This window comes from Streptomyces crystallinus, from assembly GCF_039521265.1.
GTDB classification, from domain to species: domain Bacteria; phylum Actinomycetota; class Actinomycetes; order Streptomycetales; family Streptomycetaceae; genus Streptomyces; species Streptomyces crystallinus.
This window is the reverse complement of record NZ_BAAACA010000040.1, coordinates 34,621-54,589: the sequence shown is the minus strand read 5'-3', so window position 1 is coordinate 54,589 and position 19,969 is coordinate 34,621. Positions and strand designations below refer to the sequence as shown.

Annotated in this window: 22 protein-coding genes; 16 read left to right on the top strand and 6 right to left on the bottom strand. The window is 70.1% G+C overall.

Annotation, left to right across the window (positions count from 1 at the left end; translation table 11 throughout):
• Together ABD236_RS28555 and ABD236_RS28550 are read left to right on the top strand one after the other, a co-directional pair.
• Nucleotides 1-940, top strand: a 940-nt coding sequence (locus tag ABD236_RS28555) for an RDD family protein (protein ID WP_344078487.1), incomplete at its 5' end; no start/stop codon positions are given.
• A 79-nt stretch (nucleotides 941-1,019) separates the two neighbouring features.
• Nucleotides 1,020-1,784 (top strand): RDD family protein, encoded by a 765-nt coding sequence (locus ABD236_RS28550; protein ID WP_344078485.1) that lies wholly within the window; start codon nucleotides 1,020-1,022, stop codon nucleotides 1,782-1,784.
• 30 nt (nucleotides 1,785-1,814) lie between these two features.
• Here the strand turns inward: ABD236_RS28550 and ABD236_RS28545 are convergent, their stop codons facing one another.
• A complete protein-coding gene (locus tag ABD236_RS28545; RefSeq protein WP_344078483.1) occupies nucleotides 1,815-2,078 on the bottom strand; it encodes a hypothetical protein in 264 nt (87 codons plus the stop codon).
• Nucleotides 2,079-2,481: 403 nt separating this feature from the next.
• On the opposite strand from ABD236_RS28545, the gene ABD236_RS28540 reads away from it, so the two are divergent.
• Together ABD236_RS28540 and ABD236_RS28535 are read left to right on the top strand one after the other, a co-directional pair.
• Complete coding sequence (locus ABD236_RS28540) at nucleotides 2,482-4,890, top strand: immune inhibitor A domain-containing protein (RefSeq protein ID WP_344078481.1); 2,409 nt, start codon at nucleotides 2,482-2,484, stop codon at nucleotides 4,888-4,890.
• Nucleotides 4,891-5,012: 122 nt separating this feature from the next.
• The gene (locus ABD236_RS28535) at nucleotides 5,013-5,315 is read left to right on the top strand and encodes a hypothetical protein (RefSeq protein ID WP_344078477.1); all 303 of its coding nucleotides are present in this window, start codon (nucleotides 5,013-5,015) and stop codon (nucleotides 5,313-5,315) included.
• Between the two features lie 163 nt (nucleotides 5,316-5,478).
• On the opposite strand, the gene ABD236_RS28530 is transcribed toward ABD236_RS28535, so the two are convergent.
• Both ABD236_RS28530 and ABD236_RS28525 read right to left on the bottom strand, forming a co-directional pair.
• On the bottom strand, nucleotides 5,479-6,066 hold the full coding sequence (locus ABD236_RS28530; protein ID WP_344078475.1) for an isochorismatase family protein: 588 nt from the start codon (nucleotides 6,064-6,066) through the stop codon (nucleotides 5,479-5,481).
• Between the two features lie 131 nt (nucleotides 6,067-6,197).
• Complete coding sequence (locus ABD236_RS28525; RefSeq protein ID WP_344078473.1) at nucleotides 6,198-7,526, bottom strand: nicotinate phosphoribosyltransferase; 1,329 nt, start codon at nucleotides 7,524-7,526, stop codon at nucleotides 6,198-6,200.
• 89 nt (nucleotides 7,527-7,615) lie between these two features.
• Here ABD236_RS28525 and clpS point away from each other — a divergent pair, with 89 nt between their 5' ends.
• The 7 genes from clpS to ABD236_RS28490 all read left to right on the top strand — a co-directional run bounded on the left by clpS (nucleotide 7,616) and on the right by ABD236_RS28490 (nucleotide 12,441).
• Entirely contained in the window at nucleotides 7,616-7,921 is a 306-nt protein-coding gene (gene clpS, locus ABD236_RS28520) for an ATP-dependent Clp protease adapter ClpS (protein WP_067159503.1), read from the top strand.
• Nucleotides 7,921-8,502, top strand: a complete 582-nt coding sequence (locus ABD236_RS28515; RefSeq protein ID WP_344078471.1) for a DUF2017 domain-containing protein — start codon at nucleotides 7,921-7,923, stop codon at nucleotides 8,500-8,502. The genes clpS and ABD236_RS28515 overlap by 1 nt, the downstream gene beginning before the upstream one ends.
• 340 nt (nucleotides 8,503-8,842) lie before the next feature.
• Complete coding sequence (locus tag ABD236_RS28510) at nucleotides 8,843-10,297, top strand: amino acid permease (RefSeq protein WP_344078469.1); 1,455 nt, start codon at nucleotides 8,843-8,845, stop codon at nucleotides 10,295-10,297.
• A 108-nt stretch (nucleotides 10,298-10,405) separates the two neighbouring features.
• The gene (locus ABD236_RS28505) at nucleotides 10,406-10,828 is read left to right on the top strand and encodes a M67 family metallopeptidase (protein ID WP_344078467.1); all 423 of its coding nucleotides are present in this window, start codon (nucleotides 10,406-10,408) and stop codon (nucleotides 10,826-10,828) included.
• 142 nt (nucleotides 10,829-10,970) lie between these two features.
• A complete protein-coding gene (locus ABD236_RS28500) occupies nucleotides 10,971-11,087 on the top strand; it encodes a putative leader peptide (protein WP_344078465.1) in 117 nt (38 codons plus the stop codon).
• A 101-nt stretch (nucleotides 11,088-11,188) separates the two neighbouring features.
• Nucleotides 11,189-11,476 (top strand): MoaD/ThiS family protein, encoded by a 288-nt coding sequence (locus ABD236_RS28495; protein WP_344078463.1) that lies wholly within the window; start codon nucleotides 11,189-11,191, stop codon nucleotides 11,474-11,476.
• A 14-nt stretch (nucleotides 11,477-11,490) separates the two neighbouring features.
• A complete protein-coding gene (locus ABD236_RS28490) occupies nucleotides 11,491-12,441 on the top strand; it encodes a PLP-dependent cysteine synthase family protein (RefSeq protein WP_344078461.1) in 951 nt (316 codons plus the stop codon).
• A gap of 437 nt (nucleotides 12,442-12,878) precedes the next feature.
• On the opposite strand, the gene ABD236_RS28485 is transcribed toward ABD236_RS28490, so the two are convergent.
• Nucleotides 12,879-13,355: a type II toxin-antitoxin system PemK/MazF family toxin gene (locus tag ABD236_RS28485; protein WP_344078459.1), complete on the bottom strand. Its 477-nt coding sequence runs from the start codon at nucleotides 13,353-13,355 to the stop codon at nucleotides 12,879-12,881.
• 200 nt (nucleotides 13,356-13,555) lie between these two features.
• Between ABD236_RS28485 and ABD236_RS28480 the strand changes: the two genes are divergently transcribed.
• A complete protein-coding gene (locus ABD236_RS28480) occupies nucleotides 13,556-14,308 on the top strand; it encodes an MBL fold metallo-hydrolase (RefSeq protein ID WP_344078457.1) in 753 nt (250 codons plus the stop codon).
• Between the two features lie 86 nt (nucleotides 14,309-14,394).
• Here ABD236_RS28480 and ABD236_RS28475 read toward each other — a convergent pair whose 3' ends face one another.
• Both ABD236_RS28475 and ABD236_RS28470 read right to left on the bottom strand, forming a co-directional pair.
• Complete coding sequence (locus ABD236_RS28475; protein WP_344078455.1) at nucleotides 14,395-15,657, bottom strand: PTS transporter subunit EIIC; 1,263 nt, start codon at nucleotides 15,655-15,657, stop codon at nucleotides 14,395-14,397.
• 281 nt (nucleotides 15,658-15,938) lie between these two features.
• Nucleotides 15,939-17,234: a PTS transporter subunit EIIC gene (locus ABD236_RS28470; RefSeq protein ID WP_344078453.1), complete on the bottom strand. Its 1,296-nt coding sequence runs from the start codon at nucleotides 17,232-17,234 to the stop codon at nucleotides 15,939-15,941.
• Nucleotides 17,235-17,545: 311 nt separating this feature from the next.
• On the opposite strand from ABD236_RS28470, the gene ABD236_RS28465 reads away from it, so the two are divergent.
• The 4 genes from ABD236_RS28465 to rdgB all read left to right on the top strand — a co-directional run bounded on the left by ABD236_RS28465 (nucleotide 17,546) and on the right by rdgB (nucleotide 19,960).
• On the top strand, nucleotides 17,546-17,779 hold the full coding sequence (locus ABD236_RS28465) for a PTS sugar transporter subunit IIB (RefSeq protein WP_018517946.1): 234 nt from the start codon (nucleotides 17,546-17,548) through the stop codon (nucleotides 17,777-17,779).
• Nucleotides 17,780-18,065: 286 nt separating this feature from the next.
• A complete protein-coding gene (gene rph, locus ABD236_RS28460) occupies nucleotides 18,066-18,803 on the top strand; it encodes a ribonuclease PH (protein ID WP_344078447.1) in 738 nt (245 codons plus the stop codon).
• Nucleotides 18,804-18,938: 135 nt separating this feature from the next.
• Nucleotides 18,939-19,328 (top strand): hypothetical protein, encoded by a 390-nt coding sequence (locus tag ABD236_RS28455; RefSeq protein ID WP_344078445.1) that lies wholly within the window; start codon nucleotides 18,939-18,941, stop codon nucleotides 19,326-19,328.
• Nucleotides 19,329-19,357: 29 nt separating this feature from the next.
• Nucleotides 19,358-19,960 (top strand): RdgB/HAM1 family non-canonical purine NTP pyrophosphatase, encoded by a 603-nt coding sequence (gene rdgB, locus ABD236_RS28450; RefSeq protein WP_344078443.1) that lies wholly within the window; start codon nucleotides 19,358-19,360, stop codon nucleotides 19,958-19,960.
• Nucleotides 19,961-19,969 lie beyond the last annotated feature (9 nt).

The window sequence follows — 19,969 nt, the reverse complement described above, 5'->3', positions numbered from 1 at the left end:
GCCCGCGCCCGCCGACCCGGCCCCCGTCCCGCCGGGCCAGGGGCGTGGCCAGGCCCCGTCCGGCGCGCCGGTCCCGGTGCAGTCGCTGCCCGCGCAGCCCCTGCCGGGTCAGCAGCGGCCCGCCGACCCGCGCCTCGGGGGCGACCCGCGCCCGGCCGACCCGCGCGGGGGCGAGCCGCAGGCCGTACAGCCGGCGCCCGTGCGGGCCGCGCTGCCCGCACCCCAGCAGCCCGCGCCCGCACCCCAGCAGCAGCCCGCGCCCGTACCGCCGCAGCAGCAGGCCGCGCCGCCCGTCTCGCCCGTCACCACCGGGTCCGGCGGGGGCTCGGCGTCCTGGGCGCAGCAGGTGCACCAACTGGCGCGGCCCGAGGAGCGGTCGGGGCCCAGCGAGCCGGTGGTGCCGTGGAAGCCGCCCGTGGAGGACCCGTTCCTGCGCGCCGCGCGGGCGCAGACCGCGGCCCGGCCCGCCGGGCTCGGGCGGCGCCTGGCCGCCCGGCTGGTGGACACCGCGGTGCTCGGCGCCGCCGTCGCCGCGCTCGCCGTACCGCTCGGGATCAAGGCCGCCGACCACATCCAGGAGAAGATCGACGCCGCCAAGCTGTCCGGCGAGACGGTGACGGTCTATCTGCTCGACGGCACCACGGCCGGATACCTCGCGGCCGTGCTCGGCGCCTTCCTGCTCCTCGGCCTGCTCTACGAGGCGCTGCCCACCGCCAAGTGGGGCCGCACCCTGGGCAAGCGGCTGCTGCGGGTCCAGGTGCGCGACATCGAGTCGCACGAGCCGCCCGCCTTCGGCGCGGCCCTGCGCCGCTGGCTGGTCTACGGCGTCCTCGGGGTGCTGGTGATCGGCGTGGTGAACGTCGTGTGGTGCCTGTTCGACCGACCGTGGCGCCAGTGCTGGCACGACAAGGCGGCCCGCACCTTCGTCGCGGGCACCTGACACCGCGCCGGGCGGGGCCCGTCCCCCTAACGGGCCCCGTGCCGTTGCGGGCCCCCCGCCCGCGCGATGCACTGCGGACATGAGCAACGAACCGCCGCCCGGCCAGCCGCCCGAGGACGACCCGTTCCTCAAGAAGCCGTCCGAGCCCTCCGGGACGCCTCCCGGCTGGAGCCAGGGCCCGCCCCCCGGAGGCGGCCCACCTCCGGGCAGCGGCGCCCCTCCCCCCGGCGGCGGTCCGTACGGAAGCCCTCCCCCCGGAAGCCCCTACGGCACACCGCCCCCCGGCTCGCCCTACGGCAGCACCCCGCCGCCGTACGACCCGTACGGCGGGGGAGGCCAGTACGGCGGCCCCGACCCGCTCAGCGGGATGCCGCCGCTCGCCGACTTCGGCCGGCGGCTGCTCGCCCGCATCATCGACGCCCTGCTGATCGCGATTCCGCTGGGTCTGCTGGAGTGGGCGTCCTCGGACCGCTGGGTCTACGAGACCAGAAGCGGCGAGGACACCTCGGACGTCATCAGCCGTGCGTACAGCGGCAGCGGTCTCGCCTGGAACCTCATCGGCATCGTGGCGTACCTCGCGTACGACACCCTCATGCTCAAGCGCGACGGTCAGACGGTCGGCAAGAAGCTGCTGAACCTGCGGGTCGCGATGCTCAACGACGGCAGCGTCCCCACCACGAGCGCGGCACTGGCCCGCACGGCCGTGCTCTGGCTGCCCGCCCTGCTCTGCTGTCCGTGTCTGTGGCAGATCGTCCTGATCATCACGATCCTCACGGACAAGCCATACAAACAGGGCCTGCACGACAAGGCCGGCAAGACGGTGGTGGTGTCCACCGCCCACTGACCCGGCGCCGGTCCGGTGGGGTGCGGGGCGTCAGCTCCGGACCGAGTCGGCCGGTACACGCACCCCGGGCTCGGCGCTCTCGCCGACGGCGGCGGCGCGGTTCGTACGGACCGTGCGCGCCGCCTTCGGCATGGGGACCGTCATGGCGACCAGCAGTCCGAGCAGGAGCGCGGCGAGCACTATCACTCCCACGCCGAGACCCGAGTCGGTCTGGGAGAGCAGAATCATGGCCACGGTCGAGAAGACGACGGTGGCCGAACCGTAGGCGAGCTGTGCTGCAGTCGGACGCGGCATGGCGGTATCCGTCCTCGGGGGCAGGCATCGGATGGGGGCGGGTCTCTCGACCGGGCAACCGGATCGCACTGTCAAGCGACTCTACGTCGGTGCTTGCCCCTGCGGAACCGTTGGTAAGCGTGACCTAACCCACGGTGCCGGAGCACAGGGGGCGCACGGAGTCATTCCGCATCCCATCAGGTGGGACAGGCGCACCTGATGTCCTGGTTGGGTAGCACATCGGAAGCGTTCGGATACCGGAACTTCCGCTCTGCATAATGTAATTGCCCGACCCAAGTCAAGATCTGTCTTTTCTTTGGCAACTCCGGTCCAATGTCGTCACTTGAGACGCGTGCCGCGCACCGGAGACCAGACCCCTCACCCCCCGGTCCGTGCCTGCGGCCGCGGGGGAGGACATCATCAAGTGACCAGCAACAGACGAGCGGTCAGAGCTGCCGCCATACTCGTGGCCCTTGCCACGACGGGCGCGATAGGCTCCGCGTTCGCCACCGCCCAGGCCGACTCCAAGAGCCCGGCCCCCGTCGAGCGGCGCGACCCGGGCACCGTCTCGGGCAAGCACGCCGACAACATCCCGGGCCCGTTCACCAAGCAGCGTGAGCAGCAGCGCCAGGCGGCGCTGGAGAAGGTCATCGCCGGCGACAAGAAGGTGCAGCAGCGCGGCGCCTCCAAGGTCGTCCAGCTCGACGACAAGAAGTACGTCGAGCTCGCGCGCGAGAAGACCGACAAGATCTTCACGATCCTGGTGGACTTCGGCGACCAGGTCGACAACACCACCATGTTCGACCCGGACGGCCCCGCCGGCCCCAAGCCCCCGGTCGTCAAGTACGGCGGCACCCCCGGCCCGGCGCACAACACCATCAAGCAGCCGGACCGCACCAAGGACAACTCCACCGCCTGGCAGAAGGACTACAGCCGGGAGCACTTCCAGGACCTGTACTTCGGGACCGGCAAGAACGCCGACGGCACCCAGAAGCACTCCCTGAAGACGTACTACGAGAAGACCTCCTCGGGCCGCTACTCGGTCGACGGCACGGTCACCGACTGGGTCCGCGTCCCGGCGAACGAGGCCCGCTACGGCTCGAACTACTGCGGCGCCACGAACTGCTCCAACGTGATGGACCTGGTCCGCGACGGCGTCAACGCCTGGGCCGCGGACCAGAAGGCCAAGGGCCAGACCACCGAGCAGATCAAGGCCCAGCTGGCGCAGTACGACCAGTGGGACCGCAACGACTTCGACAACGACGGCAACTTCAACGAGCCCGACGGCTACATCGACCACTTCCAGATCGTCCACGCGGGCGAGGACGAGTCGGCCGGCGGCGGCGCCCAGGGCACGAACGCCCTGTGGGCCCACCGCTCGTACGCCTACGGCACGGACGCGGGCAAGACCGGCCCGGCGAACAACAAGGCCGGCGGCACGCAGATCGGCGACACCGGCGTCTGGGTCGGCGACTACACGATGCAGCCGGAGAACGGCGGCCTCGGCGTCTTCGCCCACGAGTACGGCCACGACCTCGGTCTGCCGGACCTCTACGACACCACCAACCAGGCCGAGAACTCGGTCGGCTTCTGGTCCCTGATGTCGGCCGGCTCCTGGCTGGGCACCGGCAAGGACTCGATCGGCGACATGCCGGGCGACATGACCGCCTGGGACAAGCTCCAGCTGGGCTGGCTGAACTACGACACGGCCAAGGCCGCGACGAAGTCGACCACCAAGCTGGGCGTCTCGGAGTACAACACCAAGGACAAGCAGGCGCTCGTCGTCGAGCTGCCGAAGAAGCCCGTCACCACCACCATCGTGAAGCCCGCCGAGGGCACCAAGCAGTGGTGGAGCGGGATGGGTGACAACCTCAACAACACCCTGACCCGCCCGGTCGACCTGACCGGCAAGTCCAAGGCCACCCTGGACCTGTCCGGCTGGTGGGACATCGAGCTGGACTACGACTTCCTGTACGCCGAGGCCTCCACGGACGGCGGCGCCACCTGGACCGCGCTGGACGGCACCGCCGACGGCAAGCCGATCAGCCGCGACCCCAGCGACAAGCCGGCCCTGACCGACGTGTCGGGCGCGTACAAGAAGCTCTCGTACAACCTGGACGCCTTCGCGGGCAAGAAGATCGACCTCCGCTTCCGCTACCAGACGGACGGCGGCGCGGGCGGCAAGGGCTTCACCGCCGACGCGATCACCGTGAACGCCGACGGCGCGGCCCTCTTCACCGACGGCGCCGAGGGCGGCGACAACGGCTGGACGTCGAAGAACTTCTCCCGCATCGGCGAGTCGTTCACCAACGACTACCCGCAGTACTACATCGCGGAGAACCGCCAGTTCGTGTCGTACGACGAGACCCTCAAGGTCGGCCCGTACAACTTCGGCTTCGCCAAGTCCCGCCCGTCCTGGGTCGAGCACTACGCGTACACGCCGGGTCTACTCATCTGGCTGTGGGACCTGTCCCAGAAGGACAACAACGTCTCGGTCCACCCGGGCCAGGGCCAGATCCTGCCGATCGACGCCCACGCCAAGCCGCTGAAGTGGGCGGACGGCACGCTGATGCGCAACAAGATCACGCCGTTCGACGCGACCTTCAGCTTCTACCCGACGAACGCGCTCACGCTGCACAAGGCCGACGTGGCGACCACGGTCCGCCCGCAGGCCGGCGTGCCGCTGTTCGACGACCACCGGGGTACCTACTGGTACAAGGAGAACCCCACGGGAAGCGTGCAGGTTCCTGACACCAACACCCGGATCTCGATCGTCCAGCAGCCCAAGGACGGCTCGACGATCACCGTGAAGGTTGGTCCGTCGACCAAGTAGTTGGTAAAACCGCAGGTCAAACCATGATCGGCCGTCGCCCTCTAGCGGGCGGCGGCCGATCGTGTTTAGGTGCGTTCTACTAGTCCTTATTGACACGACGTCTCACGGGGGAGCGGTACGCCATGCCTGGCGGAGGTTTCAGCAAGCTGCCGAACGGCAGCGTCGTCGTCGCGCTCACGCTGCCGTCGCCCGCCGGGGACGGCCGCAAGGTGCGCGTCCTGGTCCACGCGGCCAACCGGGCCCGCGCCCTGACCCGGCTGCGGAACCTGGGGCTGCGGGCGGTCTATCTGCGCGGCAACACGGAGCCGCCGACGCCGGACGAGATCACGGCGGTCCTGCACCACCCGGACGGCCTCCTGTGGCGCACGGCCCCGCACCCGGGCGCGGAACTCTGGCACCCGATACGAGCGCTGCTGCGGCCGTAGAGAGGCTCCCAGGGGGGCGCCCGCAGGGCCGCCCTTCAGGGGCGCGGGGAACTGCGCGAACAACCGGCCACGACCCGCGGACGACAGCGGGTTTCAGGGGGCGCGGGGAACTGCGCGACCAGCCCCCACCGGCCCGCACCCGGAAAACAAGGCGACCCCCGGGTCACACCACCGGCTTCCCCGACAGCTCCGCGCCGGCGGCCCGCATCTCCTCGACAGCACGAGCAGTCGTCTCCGCGGTGACCCCCGCGGTCAGGTCGAGCAGCACATGAACCGCGAACCCGGCCCGCACCGCGTCCAGCGCGGTGGCCCGCACGCAGTGGTCGGTGGCGATCCCGACCACGTCGACCTCCGTGACGTCCCGGTCCCGCAGCCAGTTCGCCAGCCACACCCCGTTCTCGTCGCGCCCCTCGAATCCGCTGTACGCGGCCGCGTGGGCGCCCTTGTCGAACACCGCGTCTATGGCCCCGCAGGCGACCGCCGGGGCGAAGTTCGGGTGGAAGCCCACGCCCTCGGTCCCGGCCACGCAGTGCACCGGCCAGGAGTTCACGAAGTCCGGCTTCGGCGAGAAGTGCGGGCCCGGGTCGATGTGGTGGTCGCGGGTGGCCACCACATGGCGGTACACGGACCCGGCGGCCTGGCCGATCAGGTCGGTGATGGCAGCGGCGACGTCGGAGCCGCCCGTGACCGCGAGGCTGCCGCCCTCGCAGAAGTCGTTCTGAACGTCCACGACGATCAACGCGCGGTGCATGTCGGCTGTCCTTCGGTCAGGGAGCTGTTCTACGAGCGTAGAGACTCCGCCCCCGCCGCGGCAGGGGGCAATTGGTGTGGAAAGGCCCCGACGTGCGGTGTCGGCGGCCTCCCCGGACACCGCGCGGGCCCTCAGACGTACTCCGTGGGCAGGACCGGCTCCCCCCGCGACAGCTGGATCGCCGACATCGGCAGCGCGGCGCGCGCCGCGATGTGCCGCTCCCGGGCGGCGTCCAGCGGCTCGCGGGCGACCACCTCGCCGCCCTTGACCAGCTCGGTCAGCAGCTGGCGGTCGGCGAGCTCCGCCGGGACCGGCCCGGTGCCGACGACCTCGGCCTCCGCGATCCCCTCCGCGTCGGTGCGCCGCGCGGCCCACTTGCGGCCGCCGATCGACGTCTTGCCGCCCGACGACTTCTTCGCCACCGGCTCCAGCGGCGCCTTCGGGTCCGCGCCGCGCGCCCGGGCCACCAGCTTGTAGACCATGGAGCAGGTGGGGTGCCCGCTGCCGGTCACCAGCTGGGTGCCGACGCCGTACGCGTCCACCGGCGCGGCCGCCAGCGAGGCGATGGCGTACTCGTCCAGGTCGGAGGTGACCACGATCTTCGTGCTGGTGGCGCCCAGCTCGTCGAGCTGCTGGCGCACCCGGTGGGCCACCAGCAGCAGGTCCCCGGAGTCGATCCGGACCGCGCCGAGCTCGGGCCCGGCGATGTCCACGGCGGTACGGACCGCCTCGGCCACGTCGTAGGTGTCCACCAGGAGCGTGGTGCCCCGGCCCAGTGAGTCCACCTGGGCCCGGAAGGCGTCCCGCTCGCTGTCGTGCAGCAGGGTGAAGGCGTGCGCACTGGTGCCGACGGTCGGGATGCCGTAACGGAACCCGGCCGCCAGGTCCGAGGTGGTGCTGAAGCCGCCCACGTACGCGGCCCGCGCCGAGGCCACCGCGGCCAGCTCGTGGGTGCGCCGGGCGCCCATCTCGATCAGCGGGCGGCCCGCCGCGGCCGCCGACATCCGGGACGCGGCGGCGGCGATCGCCGAGTCGTGGTTGAGGATGGAGAGGATCACCGTCTCCAGGAGCACGCACTCGGCGAAGGAGCCCTCCACCCGCAGGATCGGCGAGCCCGGGAAGTACACCTCGCCCTCCGGGTAGCCCCAGATGTCGCCGGAGAAGCGGTAGGAGGCCAGCCACTGGAGCGTCGGCTCGTCGACGATGCCGCGCTCGCGCAGGAAGCCGAGGACGGCCGGGTCGAAGCGGAAGTTCTCCACGGCGTCCAGGACCCGTCCGGTCCCGCCCACCACGCCGTAGCGGCGCCCCTCCGGCAGCCGCCGGGTGAAGACCTCGAAGACCGACCGCCGGTCGGCCGTTCCGGCGCGCAGGGCCGCCTGGAGCATCGTCAGCTCGTACTGGTCCGTGAAGAGCGCGGTCGACGGCACGTCGACCGGCAGCCCAAGGTCCGCAGGGTTCATGGACGGGATGCTACTCCTCTTTGCGTCAGACTGACGATTTCTAGGGCCCGTTTGTGCGACCGCGGTCCCCGGGTGGCAGCATGGGGTAAGTGAGTGTGGCTCCTGTAGAGATCGAACGGCCCGAGTCGGCGGAAGAGACCTTCGCCGTCCCCGAACCCGATGTGCCGTGGGTGACGCTGGTCCACAACGACCCGGTCAACCTCATGAGCTATGTCCAGTACGTCTTCCAGAGCTACTTCGGCTATCCCAAGGACAAGGCCCGCAAGCTGATGCTCGACGTGCACCACAAGGGCCGCGCCGTGGTCTCCAGCGGCAGCCGCGAGGAGATGGAGCGCGACGTGCAGGCGATGCACGGCTACGGGCTGTGGGCCACCCTCACCCAGGACCGCGGCTGATGGCCGGCTACTTCGAGGCGCTGCCCGGCGGCGGCGCGGCCGTCGCGCTCGACGAGGTCGAGATCGCCATCCTGCGCTCCCTGTCCGTCCAGCTCCTGGAGCTGATCGGCCCCGGTGACCAGCCGATGGAGGGCGAGGACCCGCTGGCCGCGCTCTTCGCCGAGGGGCCCAGCGAGCCGCCCGCCGACCCGGCGCTGGCCCGGCTCTTCCCCGACGCGTACGACAGCGGCGAGAGCGACGAACTGCGGGCCTCGGCCGCCGAGTTCCGCCGCTTCACCGAGAACGACCTGCGCGCCCGCAAGCGCGAGGACGCGCTCGCGGTGGTGCGCACCCTGGACGCGCTCACCCCGCAGGGCGACGGCGGCGCGGTCCTCAAGCTGTCCGAGGACGACTCCCGGCGCTGGCTGGGCGCCCTCAACGACCTGCGGCTGACCATCGGGACCCGCCTCGAGGTCGGCGACGAGGACGAGAACGGGGAGCTGTACCGGCTGCCGGACGAGGACCCGCGCAAGCCGATGGTGATGGCCTACCTCTGGCTCGGCGGACTCCAGGAGACGCTCGTCGAGACCCTGATGGCCTGAACGGCCGCCCCGGGTGGCCGGGGGCGGCTGTTTTCCTCCTGTTCGCTCAGCGGACGCTCAAATCCGCATAACGATCCGATTACCGCATCGGTATGGTTTGTGGATTCTTGCGCTGTTTGTCCGGTTCTCCTTGTGGTGTGCGCCACAGTGACCCCAGTGGATCACCCGTAAAGGCGTGATAAATCTTCACGACCACCCGGGGACGCCACCCATGTCTCCCGGGGGCGCTGGGACCGGCTGACCGCCGGTGGCACTCCATTCACATCCGGGGGGATCAGGACCTGATCCGCGGCTTCGACGACCGAAGCGGGCGGGTCGGCATGGAGAAAGGCGCACCACCATGACCTCAGCGCAGGTCGACAAGCAGGACGACCGCTCCGGCAATGAGGCCGTGGGGACCGCCCACGGCGCGGCCGAGGGCGAGGGGTACCAGCGGGGCCTCGGCGCCCGCCAGATCCAGATGATCGCGATCGGCGGAGCCATCGGCACCGGGCTCTTCCTGGGCGCGGGCAAGGCCATCTCGAAGGCCGGCCCCAGCCTCATCCTGGCCTATGCGATCGCGGGCCTGGTCATCTTCTTCATCATGCGGGCGCTGGGCGAGCTGCTCATGTACCGCCCGGTCTCGGGCTCCTTCTCGGAGTACGCCCGTGAGTTCGTCGGCCCGTTCTGGGGCTTCGTGACCGGCTGGACGTACTGGCTCTTCTGGGTCGTCACCGGCATCACCGAGGTCACCGCCGCCGCCCAGTACATGGCCTTCTGGACGCACAACGACGTCCCGCAGTGGCTGTACGCGCTGGTCTTCACGCTCATCCTGTACGCGGTGAACCTGATCTCGGTGAAGCTCTTCGGAGAGCTGGAGTTCTGGTTCTCGATGGTCAAGGTGACGGCCATCGTCGGCATGATCCTGATCTGCGCCGGCATCCTCACCGTCGGCTTCTCCGACGCCGCCGACACCGCCACCGTCGCCAACCTCTGGAACGACCGCGGCTTCTTCCCCAAGGGCATCGGCGGCACGCTGATGACGCTCCAGATCGTGATGTTCGCCTTCCTCGCCGTCGAGCTGGTCGGTGTCACCGCGGGCGAGTCCAAGGACCCCGAGAAGACCCTGCCCAAGGCCATCAACACCGTGCCGTGGCGCATCGCCGTCTTCTACATCGGCGCCCTGATCATGATCCTCTCGGTCGTCCCGTGGCACGAGTTCCAGCCGGGCGTGAGCCCCTTCGTCGCCGCCTTCGAGAAGATGGGCCTCGGCGTCGGCGCCGCCGTCGTCAACTTCGTCGTCCTGACGGCCGCGCTGTCCTCCTGCAACTCGGGCATGTACTCCACCGGCCGTATGCTGCGCGACCTCGCGCTCAACGGCCAGGGCCCGAAGTTCTTCACCAAGCTGACCAAGAGCGGCACCCCGCTGATCGGCACCACGGTCTCGGCCGCGCTGATGCTGGTGGGCGTCTGGATCAACTACAAGGCGCCGGGCAAGGCCTTCGACTACGTCGTCTCCTTCGCCACCATCTCCGGCATGTGGGCCTGGATCATGATCCTGGTCTGCCAGATCCGCTACCGCGCCAAGGCCGACCGCGGCGAGCTGCCCCAGTCCACCTTCAAGGCCCCGGGCGCCCCGTTCACCAGCTGGTTCGCGCTGCTGTTCATCTTCATGGTCATCGTGATGATGGGCGTCGACAAGGACTCCCGGGTCTCCCTGTACTGCGCCCCGCTGTGGGGCCTGATCCTGGGCGTCTCGTACCTGGTCCTCAAGGCGCGCAACCCCGACAACAAGGCGTTCGCCAAGCGCTCGTGACCCCCTCGTGACCACCTGAGAGCTCTCGCCATCGCGGGGATCTCACCATTCGGGCCGTCTCGTACCACTCCTCGGTACGGGGCGGCCCGTCTGCTTATCCTTGCGCTCATGCTGACCCTCACCCAGGCCCTCTACGACCAGATCGTCGCGCACGCCCGCGCCGACCACCCCGACGAGGCGTGTGGCGTGGTCGCCGGCCCGGCCGGCACCGGCCGCCCCGAGCGGTTCGTCCCGATGCTCAACGCGGCCCGCTCGCCCACGTTCTACGAGTTCGACTCGCAGGACCTGCTGAAGCTCTACCGCGAGATGGACGACCGCGACGAGGAGCCGGTGATCGTCTACCACTCGCACACGGCGACCGAGGCCTACCCCTCGCGCACCGACGTGACGTACGCCAACGAGCCCGGCGCCCACTACGTCCTGGTGTCCACGGCGGACACGGACGGCCTCGGGGACTTCCAGTTCCGCTCGTACCGGATCGTGGACGGGGTCATCGAGGAGGAAGAGGTCGAGGTCGTACCGGCGTACTGAGCTGGACATCGGCGTACCGAGCTGCACACAGGGGCGCGCGGCGCGGACCCCTTCCCTCCCGTCGCTCACATGCTGAGCCAAGCCGGTCCGCCATTTGAGATCACACTCCGGAAAACGGACCGGGAATCGATACGATGACCGCATGGTTCCCCACGACGTGAGCGAAGAGAAGCCGAGCAGCCCCCTGCTCGTGGCGCGCCTGCACGTCGACCTGTGCCGCCTGGCGAGCGCGATGTGTCCGCGCCGCGGCGCGGCCTGAACCGCGCGCACCACCCCGTACGCCCCGCCCGCCGCAGCGCCCCGCCGGCCGCGCGCCCTCGCTCTTCCCTTCCTTTTCGACTCCCGACAGGAGCCCACGCCATGGCCATCGAGGTCCGCATCCCGACCATCCTCCGCACCTACACCGACGGCGCGAAGGCGGTCGAAGGCAGCGGCGCGACCATCGCCGACCTCTTCGCCGACCTGGAGACCCGCCACACCGGCATCCGCGAGCGCCTGGTCGACGAGGCCTCCGGCGGCGAGCTGCGCCGCTTCGTGAACGTCTACCTCAACGACGAGGACGTCCGCTTCCTCGCGGGCATCTCCACCGAGCTGTCGGACGGCGACAGCGTCACGATCCTGCCGGCCGTGGCCGGCGGCATGGTCTGAGGCCGAACGCCGTCATGCGCTACGACTCCGCCCTCGCCGCGGTCGGCAACACCCCGCTGGTCCGGCTGCCCCGGCTGTCCCCCTCGGACGACGTCCGCATCTGGGCGAAGCTGGAGGACCGCAACCCGACCGGCTCGGTCAAGGACCGCCCCGCGCTCCATATGATCGAACAGGCCGAGAAGGCGGGCCGGTTGACGCCGGGCTGCACCATCCTGGAGCCGACCAGCGGCAACACGGGCATCTCGCTGGCGATGGCGGCGAAGCTCAAGGGGTACCGCATCGTCTGCGTGATGCCCGAGAACACCTCGCAGGAGCGCCGCGACCTGTTGAAGATGTGGGGCGCCCAGATCGTGCCGTCCCCGGCGGCGGGCGGCTCCAACACGGCGGTACGGGTCGCCAAGGAGCTGGCGGCCCAGAACCCGTCGTGGGTGATGCTCTACCAGTACGGCAACCCCGACAACGCGGGCGCGCACTACGCCACGACCGGCCCCGAGATCCTCTCCGACCTCCCCTCGATCACCCACTTCGTGGCGGGCCTGGGCACCACGGGCACGCTGATGGGGGTCGGCCGCTATCTGCGCGAGCGCGTGCCCGGCGTCCAGATCGTCGCGGCCGAGCCGCGCTACGACGACTTGGTGTACGGGCTGCGCAACCTGGACGAGGGCTTCGTCCCCGAGCTGTACGACGCGTCGGTCCTGACCAGCCGCTTCTCGGTGGGCTCGGCCGACGCGGTCACCCGCACCCGGGAACTCCTCCAGGAGGAGGGGATCTTCGCGGGCGTCTCCACCGGCGCGGCCCTGCACGCGGCGATCGGCGTCGGCCGCAAGGCCGTCAAGGCGGGCACCTCGGCGGACATCGTGTTCGTGGTGGCGGACGGGGGCTGGAAGTACCTGTCGACCGGGGTCTACACGGCGGAGACGACGGAGGAAGCGATCGCGACACTCCAGGGCCAGCTCTGGGCGTAGTTTTGTGCCCGGTCTTTGTCTGCGGCTGAGTGGGTGGTCGCTCGCGCAGTTCCCCGCGCCCCTTCTTGTGCCCGGTCTTTGTCTGCGGGTGAGTGGCCGGTTGCTCGCGCAGTTCCCCGCGCCCCTAGGTAGTCCGGTTCGTCCGGCGAGTTCCCCGCGCCCCTGGAAACCGTCGTTTGTCCGCGGCCCGGTGGTCGCTTCTCGCGCAGTTCCCCGCGCCCCTCAGGTACTCGGGCGTAGCCGGAAATTCCAGCTCGGCCACAGGCTTTTAGGGGCGCGGGGAACTGCGCGACCAGCCCCCACCGGGCCGCAGACGAACGCGCAGCAGGGTGCAGGGGCCGCAGGCCCCGCCAAGGGGGCCGGGGCGTAGCCCCGGGAGAGCCGCCTTCACCCCCACCCACCCCCGGAGGGTTTGGGGAAGGGGCGGGGTGGGGGGGTCAACCCGCCAGGTAACGGACCTGGTCCCACACCGTCGGGTCAACAACCCCCACCCGCCGCCGAAACTCCCACACCCCCACATCCCGCAACTCATCCGTCTCCAGAAAGCTCGGCCGCCCCCGCGCATCCCCCACCGCCCCCGGCGCCAACGGAATCACCCCGGCCCGCTCCTCGTGGAACTTGCTGGTGATCTTCGCGACGAGCACGCTGTCCCCGCGTACGGACAGCACCAGACAGGGCCGGTCCTTCGACCCGGGCCCGTCCTCGTACGGAACCTCCGCCCACCAGATCTCACCCGGCTGGGGCCGCCGCTTGGGCGCCCGCCGGGGACCGGGTCGCCCGGGCGGCCGAACGCGCCCCCCGGGCCGCGTGGGCCGCGCGGGCCGAGGACGGGCGCGCCCCCGCCCGTCCACCACCGCGGCCCCCAGCGCGACCACCACCACGGCGATCACCGCGAGCCACCAGGACGTGTCCATACCGCAGACGTTACCCGGCGGCACACCCCCCGCGCGCACGCCGCCCGCACTCCGCCCGAACCGGTGACAGCGCAGGTGAGTTCCCCCACAACGGCCCGCCACTGAGGAGCGACCGGCAGCGTGGCGCCTTACGCTCGACGGACCGCACGACCTCCCGCCGCCACCCCCGTCCCCTTGCCGCTCCCGGAGGTTCACGCTCCATGAAGCTCACCGTCGTCGGCTGCTCCGGGTCGTTCCCGTCCGCGGAATCGGCCTGTTCGAGCTACCTCGTCGAGGCCGACGGCTTCCGGCTGCTCCTCGACATGGGCAACGGCGCCCTGGGCGAGCTGCAGCGCCACATCGGTCTCTACGACCTCGACGCGATCTTCCTCAGCCATCTGCACGCCGACCACTGCATCGACATGTGCGGCTACTTCGTCGCCCGGTACTACCGGCACGAGGGCGGACGCTGCGCGCCCCTGCCGGTGTACGCGCCGGAGGGCGCCGAGCAGCGCCTCACCACGGCGTACGCGGACACGCCGTCCAGCTCCTCGATGAGCGAGGTGTTCGACTTCCACACCCTGAAGTCCGGCTCGTTCGACATCGGCCCCTTCGCGGTCCGCGCCGAGCGGGTCTGCCACCCCGTCGAGGCGTACGGCCTCCGCATCGAACACGGCGGCGCGGCCCTCACGTACTCGGGCGACACCGGCGTCTGCGAGGCCCTGCACGAGCTCGCCGAGGGCGCCGACCTGTTCCTGTGCGAGGCGTCCTTCACCCACGGCAAGGAGGACATCCCGGCCCTCCACCTCAACGGCCGCGAGGCCGGCGAGCACGCCGCCCGCGCCGAGGTCGGCCGGCTGGTCCTGACCCACATCCCGCCGTGGACCGACGGCGAGGTCAACCTGGCCGACGCCCGCGCGGCGTACGACGGCCCGGTGGAGCTGGCGGCGCCGGGCGCGGTGTACGAGGTCTGAGCGGCGTCCGTACGCGCGTACGCGAAGGGCCCCCGGAACCGATCGGCTCCGGGGGCCCTCTCGCATCATCGTGTAACCCGTTCGGCTTACGCCTTCGTCAGGTCCTCGATCTCCTCCTCGGGCTCACGGCCCGGGGTGGTGAGGTTGAACTTGGTGATCGCGAAGCGGAAGACCACGTAGTAGATCGCCGCGAAGACCAGACCGATCGGGATGATCATCCAGGGCTTGGTCGCGTGGTTCCAGTTCAGGATGTAGTCGATCGCTCCGGCGGAGAAGCTGAAGCCGTGGTGCACGCCCAGCGCCCAGGTGACGGCCATCGAGACGGCGGTCAGGACGGCGTGGATCACGTACAGGACCGGCGCGATGAACATGAACGCGAACTCGATCGGCTCGGTGATGCCGGTGACGAACGAGGTCAGCGCGAGCGAGATCATCATGCCGCCGACGGCCTTGCGGCGCTCGGGGCGGGCGCAGTGCGTGATCGCCAGGGCGGCGGCCGGCAGGGCGAACATCATGATCGGGAAGAAGCCGGACATGAACTGGCCGGCGGTCGGGTCGCCGTGGAAGAAGCGCGGCAGGTCGCCGTGCCACACCGTGCCGGCGGAGTCCTTGAAGTCGCCGATCTCCTGCCAGGCGACCGTGTTCACGAACTGGTGCATACCGATCGGCAGCAGTGCGCGGTTGACGACACCGAAGATGCCCGCGCCGACGGCGCCGAGACCGGTCATCCACTCGCCGAAGTTGGTGATGACGTCACCGATCGGCTCCCAGACCAGGCCGAACAGCACGCCCATGGCGGTGCCGACGAAGGCCATGATGATCGGGACGAGCCGGCGGCCGTTGAAGAAGCCGAGCCAGTCGACGAGCTTGGTGCGGTGGTACTTCTGCCAGATGACGGCGGCCAGCAGGCCCATCACGATGCCGCCGAACACCTTGGGGTCGTTGTACGTCGCGGCGACGTCGACACCCTTGTTGGCGGTGGTGTTGACCACGGCGTCGGACACCGGGAACGCGGTGAGCACGTTCTTGTAGACCAGGAAGCCGACCAGGGCGGCGAGCGCGGTCGAGCCGTCGGCCTTCTTGGCGAAACCGATCGCGATACCGACGCAGAACAGCAGCGGCAGATTGGCGAAGACCGCGTCACCGGCGGTCGAGAAGACCGTGGCGACCTTCCCCCAGCCGAGGCCGTCCTTGCCGAACACATCGGGCTGTCCGAGGCGGAGCAGAATGCCCGCGGCGGGCAGTACGGCGATCGGCAGCTGAAGGCTGCGGCCGACCTTCTGCAGACCCTGGAACAGGCCGGCACCCCGCTTCTTCGCGGGCGCCGCCGTAGCGGTATCCGTACTCATCAACTTCCTCCAGTTGGCAAGGCGCCGCCCGGGGACATGGAAAAGTACGGGGGGACGGCGGCGTCTCAAGGGGGGAACGCGGTGAAGCCCGCGTGGTCTACACCATTGAGTGGTGTAGACCAGTTGTAGCACGGTGAGGGTTAGATAAGGAACCTGCAATTTCTGTGTGCTGAACCACGCATTCCGGCATGACGGACAAAGGCCCCGGACCCTGGGGTCCGAGGCCTCGGTGCCGCCACCGCTTGGTTATCCCGCCGTTATTGCTTCGTGTTCCGGGCGGTCTACTTCGTGTTCTCCCGCTCGATCTCCTCCTCCAGTTCCTCCGGCTCGCGGCCGGGCGTCTGGAGGTCGAACTTGGTGATCGCGAACCGGAAGATCACGTAGTAGACGGCCGCGAAGACCAGACCGATCGGAATGATCAGCCAGGGCTTGGTCGCCAGGTTCCAGTTGATGACGTAGTCGATCAGCCCGGCCGAGAAGCTGAAGCCGTCCTTGACGCCCAGCGCCCAGCTCACCGCCATCGAGACACCGGTGAGCAGCGCGTGGATCGCGTACAGCACCGGCGCGATGAAGAGGAACGAGTACTCGATCGGCTCGGTGATGCCGGTGACGAACGACGTCAGGCCGACCGACAGCATCAGCCCGCCCACCTGCTTGCGGCGGTGCGGCTTGGCGCAGTGGGTGATCGCCAGGGCGGCCGCCGGGAGCGCGAACATCATGATGGGGAAGAAGCCGGTGGTGAACTGGCCCGCGTCCTTGTCGCCCGCCAGGAACATGCTGATGTCACCGTGGACGACGGTCCCGTCCGGCTTGGTGAAGCTGCCGAACTGGAACCAGATGGGCACGTTGAGGAACTGGTGCAGACCGATGACGAGCAGCGCGCGGTTGGCGACGCCGAAGATGCCCGAGCCCCAGGCGTCCAGGCCCACCAGCCAGTCGCTGAAGCTCTCCAGCGCGTCACCGATCGGCGGCCAGATCCACAGGCAGAGCGCGGCGAAGGCGATGGCGACGAACGACATGATGATGGGGACGAGCCGGCGGCCGTTGAAGAAGCCCAGCCAGTCGACCAGCTTGACCCGGTGGTAGCGCTGCCAGAACCAGGCGGCGAGCAGGCCCATCACGATGCCGCCGAAGACCCCGGGATTCTGGTACGAGAAGGCCGCCACGGTCCCGTCGGCGGCCTGGCACCCCGCCGAGATCACCTTGGCCCCGGCGGCGCAGTCCTTGGGGAACTGGTGCAGCACGTTGTAGTAGACGAGGAATCCGGCCACGGCGGCGAGCGCGGTGGAGCCGTCCGCCTTCTTGGCCATGCCGATGGCGACGCCGATGCAGAACAGCAGGGGCAGGCCGATGTTGGCGTCGAGCAGCGCGCCGCCCGCGCCGGCCATCACCTTGGCGACATCGGTCCAGCCGAGGCCGTCCTTGCCGAAGACGTCGGGCTGGCCGAGCCGGTTGAGGATTCCGGCGGCGGGCAGGACGGCGATCGGCAGCTGGAGGCTGCGCCCCATCTTCTGGAGGTTCTGGAACGCACCGTTCCACCACTTCGGCCGGTCCACGGCCGCGCTGTTCGCGCTCATCGGCGCCCCTCCGTCTCGTCCGTCCCGTCCGGCCCGTACGTCCCGTCCGTCTCGTCCATCTCGTCGGAACAAGCCAGTTCCGGGGCGCGTTGCACACTGGTGTAGACCAGTTGCGGTATCGTCCGGAGCCTGGCCGCACGGGCGCGGTACCGGTGATCGCCATCCTTGGCCAGCGCGCGGGGGCTCGCTCGCGTAACTGGGCCAAACGTGCGTTACGGTGACAAAGCGGAACCCGCGGAACCGCGGAACTGCCGTCGGCTGGACGAGCGGTGCGCCGCCACAGCGTTCTTTGAAAGAACTGGGAGACAGACATGGCCAGCAAGGCTGAGAAGATCGTCGCCGGGCTCGGCGGTATCGAGAACATCGAAGAGGTCGAGGGCTGCATCACCCGCCTCCGCACCGAGGTCATCGACCCGAGCAAGGTCGACGAGGCCGCGCTGAAGGCCGCGGGCGCGCACGGCGTCGTCAAGATGGGCACGGCGATCCAGGTCGTGATCGGCACGGACGCGGACCCGATCGCGGCGGACATCGAAGACATGATGTGACCCTCACTGCCGCGGCGCAGCAGGTTGCTGAGAGTTCCCCGCGCCCCTAAAGGACTACGGCCGAGCCAAGTTCTCCGACTGCGCCGACCGACCTAGGGGCGCGGGGAACTGCGCGAGAAGCGGCCACGACCCGCAGCCGAACGAGGGTTTCCAGGGGCGCGGGGAACTGCGCGAGCAACCCACCACGGTCCGCAGACGAACGAGGGGTTTCCAGGGCGAAGCCCGGAAGGGGGGGGCCGGGGGACATGCCCCCAGGAGCGAGACGCCCACGAGCTACGCTCGGGGCATGTCTCGTATCGACGGCCGCACCCCCGACCAGCTCCGCCCCGTCACCATCGACCGAGGATGGAGCAAGCACGCCGAGGGCTCCGTCCTCATCTCCTTCGGCGACACCAAAGTCTTCTGCACCGCCTCCGTCACCGAAGGCGTCCCCCGCTGGCGCAAGGGCAGCGGCGAGGGCTGGGTGACCGCCGAGTACTCGATGCTGCCGCGCTCCACCAACACCCGCGGCGACCGCGAGTCCGTACGCGGCAAGATCGGCGGCCGCACCCACGAGATCTCCCGCCTCATCGGCCGCAGCCTGCGCGCCGTCATCGACTACAAGGCCCTCGGCGAGAACACCATCGTCCTCGACTGCGACGTCCTCCAGGCCGACGGCGGCACCCGCACCGCCGCCATCACCGGCGCGTACGTCGCCCTCGCCGACGCGGTCAGCTGGGCCCAGAACAAGAAGCTGGTCAAGGCCAACCGCCAGCCGCTGACCGGCACCGTCGCCGCCGTCTCCGTCGGCATCGTCGACGGCACTCCCCTCCTCGACCTCTGCTACGAGGAGGACGTCCGCGCCGAGACCGACATGAACGTCGTCTGCACCGGCGACGGCCGCTTCGTCGAGGTCCAGGGCACCGCCGAGGCCGAGCCGTTCGACCGCAAGGAGCTCAACGCGCTGCTCGACCTCGCCACCGGCGGCTGCGCCGACCTCGCCGCGCTCCAGGTCGAGGCGCTGGGCCGCACGCTCGGCGAGTAGACCGGACACCCGGCAAGTGAACCGGACACCCGGCGAGTAAAGAGGCAACCAAGAGGGCCGCTCCCCGCGTCCCTACCGACACGGGCGTACGGGCCGAACCGTACGCCCGTCCGTACACCCGGGGAGGACCCGTCCATGCGCCGAAGCCGCCGCCGCGCCCTCGCACTCGCCACCGCCACCGCGGCCCTCGCCCTGCCCGCCGCCGTAGGGTGCAGCGCGGTCAGCAAGGCGCTGGACTGCGTCCAGACGGCCGACGCGATCGCCTCCAGCGTCGACGACCTCGGACGCGCGGTGTCCAACGCCACCGACAACCCGGCCCAGGCGGACCAGGCCCTCAACGACATCGACAACAACCTGTCGTCTCTGAAGAAGAAGACGGACAACGCCGACCTCTCCAAGGCGGTCGACAACCTCAACAAGGCGGTCGGCAACGTCCGTACGGCGATCAAGAACGGCGACAACACGCCGGACATCAGCCCCGTCAAGGACGCGGCGAAGGAAGTCGGCAAGGTCTGCACACCGTGACGAGTGGCGCGCCCGGCGATACTGGGCGCATGACCCGCCTGATCCTCGCCACCCGCAACGCCGGCAAAATCACCGAGCTCCGCGCGATCCTCGCGGACGCCGGACTGCCCCACGAACTGGTCGGTGCCGACGCGTACCCGGAGATCCCCGACGTCAAGGAGACCGGCGTCACCTTCGCCGAGAACGCCCTCCTCAAGGCCCACGCCCTGGCCCAGGCCACGGGCCTGCCCGCCGTCGCCGACGACTCGGGCCTGTGCGTGGACGTACTCAACGGCGCCCCCGGCATCTTCTCCGCCCGCTGGTCCGGCACCCACGGCGACGACAAGGCCAACCTGGACCTGCTCCTGGCCCAGCTCGGCGATATCGCGGACGAACACCGCGCGGCCCACTTCGCCTGCGCGGCGGCCCTGGCCCTCCCTGACGGCACGGAACGCGTGGTCGAGGGCCGCCTCCCGGGCACCCTCCGCCACACCCCCGCAGGCACCGGCGGCTTCGGCTACGACCCGATCCTCCAGCCCGACGGCGAGACCCGCACCTGCGCGGAGCTCACGGCGGCGGAGAAGAACGCGATCAGCCACCGGGGGAAGGCGTTCCGGGCGCTGGTGCCGGTGGTGCGGGAACTGCTGGGCTGAGGCCGGTAC

Bases quoted from the DNA above. Each gene is read 5' to 3' on its own strand.
- ABD236_RS28545 (WP_344078483.1), bottom strand. From the start codon at position 2,078: ATGCCGCGTCCGACTGCAGCACAGCTCGCCTACGGTTCGGCCACCGTC.
- ABD236_RS28530 (WP_344078475.1), bottom strand. From the start codon at position 6,066: ATGCACCGCGCGTTGATCGTCGTGGACGTTCAGAACGACTTCTGCGAG.
- ABD236_RS28490 (WP_344078461.1), top strand. From the start codon at position 11,491: ATGCGCTACGACTCCGCCCTCGCCGCGGTCGGCAACACCCCGCTGGTC.
- ABD236_RS28535 (WP_344078477.1), top strand. From the start codon at position 5,013: ATGCCTGGCGGAGGTTTCAGCAAGCTGCCGAACGGCAGCGTCGTCGTC.
- ABD236_RS28475 (WP_344078455.1), bottom strand. From the start codon at position 15,657: ATGAGTACGGATACCGCTACGGCGGCGCCCGCGAAGAAGCGGGGTGCC.
- ABD236_RS28505 (WP_344078467.1), top strand. From the start codon at position 10,406: ATGCTGACCCTCACCCAGGCCCTCTACGACCAGATCGTCGCGCACGCC.
- ABD236_RS28470 (WP_344078453.1), bottom strand. From the start codon at position 17,234: ATGAGCGCGAACAGCGCGGCCGTGGACCGGCCGAAGTGGTGGAACGGT.
- ABD236_RS28485 (WP_344078459.1), bottom strand. From the start codon at position 13,355: ATGGACACGTCCTGGTGGCTCGCGGTGATCGCCGTGGTGGTGGTCGCG.
- ABD236_RS28455 (WP_344078445.1), top strand. From the start codon at position 18,939: ATGCGCCGAAGCCGCCGCCGCGCCCTCGCACTCGCCACCGCCACCGCG.
- ABD236_RS28495 (WP_344078463.1), top strand. From the start codon at position 11,189: ATGGCCATCGAGGTCCGCATCCCGACCATCCTCCGCACCTACACCGAC.
- ABD236_RS28480 (WP_344078457.1), top strand. From the start codon at position 13,556: ATGAAGCTCACCGTCGTCGGCTGCTCCGGGTCGTTCCCGTCCGCGGAA.
- ABD236_RS28465 (WP_018517946.1), top strand. From the start codon at position 17,546: ATGGCCAGCAAGGCTGAGAAGATCGTCGCCGGGCTCGGCGGTATCGAG.
- ABD236_RS28510 (WP_344078469.1), top strand. From the start codon at position 8,843: ATGACCTCAGCGCAGGTCGACAAGCAGGACGACCGCTCCGGCAATGAG.
- ABD236_RS28550 (WP_344078485.1), top strand. From the start codon at position 1,020: ATGAGCAACGAACCGCCGCCCGGCCAGCCGCCCGAGGACGACCCGTTC.
- rdgB (WP_344078443.1), top strand. From the start codon at position 19,358: ATGACCCGCCTGATCCTCGCCACCCGCAACGCCGGCAAAATCACCGAG.
- ABD236_RS28515 (WP_344078471.1), top strand. From the start codon at position 7,921: ATGGCCGGCTACTTCGAGGCGCTGCCCGGCGGCGGCGCGGCCGTCGCG.
- ABD236_RS28525 (WP_344078473.1), bottom strand. From the start codon at position 7,526: ATGAACCCTGCGGACCTTGGGCTGCCGGTCGACGTGCCGTCGACCGCG.
- rph (WP_344078447.1), top strand. From the start codon at position 18,066: ATGTCTCGTATCGACGGCCGCACCCCCGACCAGCTCCGCCCCGTCACC.
- ABD236_RS28500 (WP_344078465.1), top strand. From the start codon at position 10,971: ATGGTTCCCCACGACGTGAGCGAAGAGAAGCCGAGCAGCCCCCTGCTC.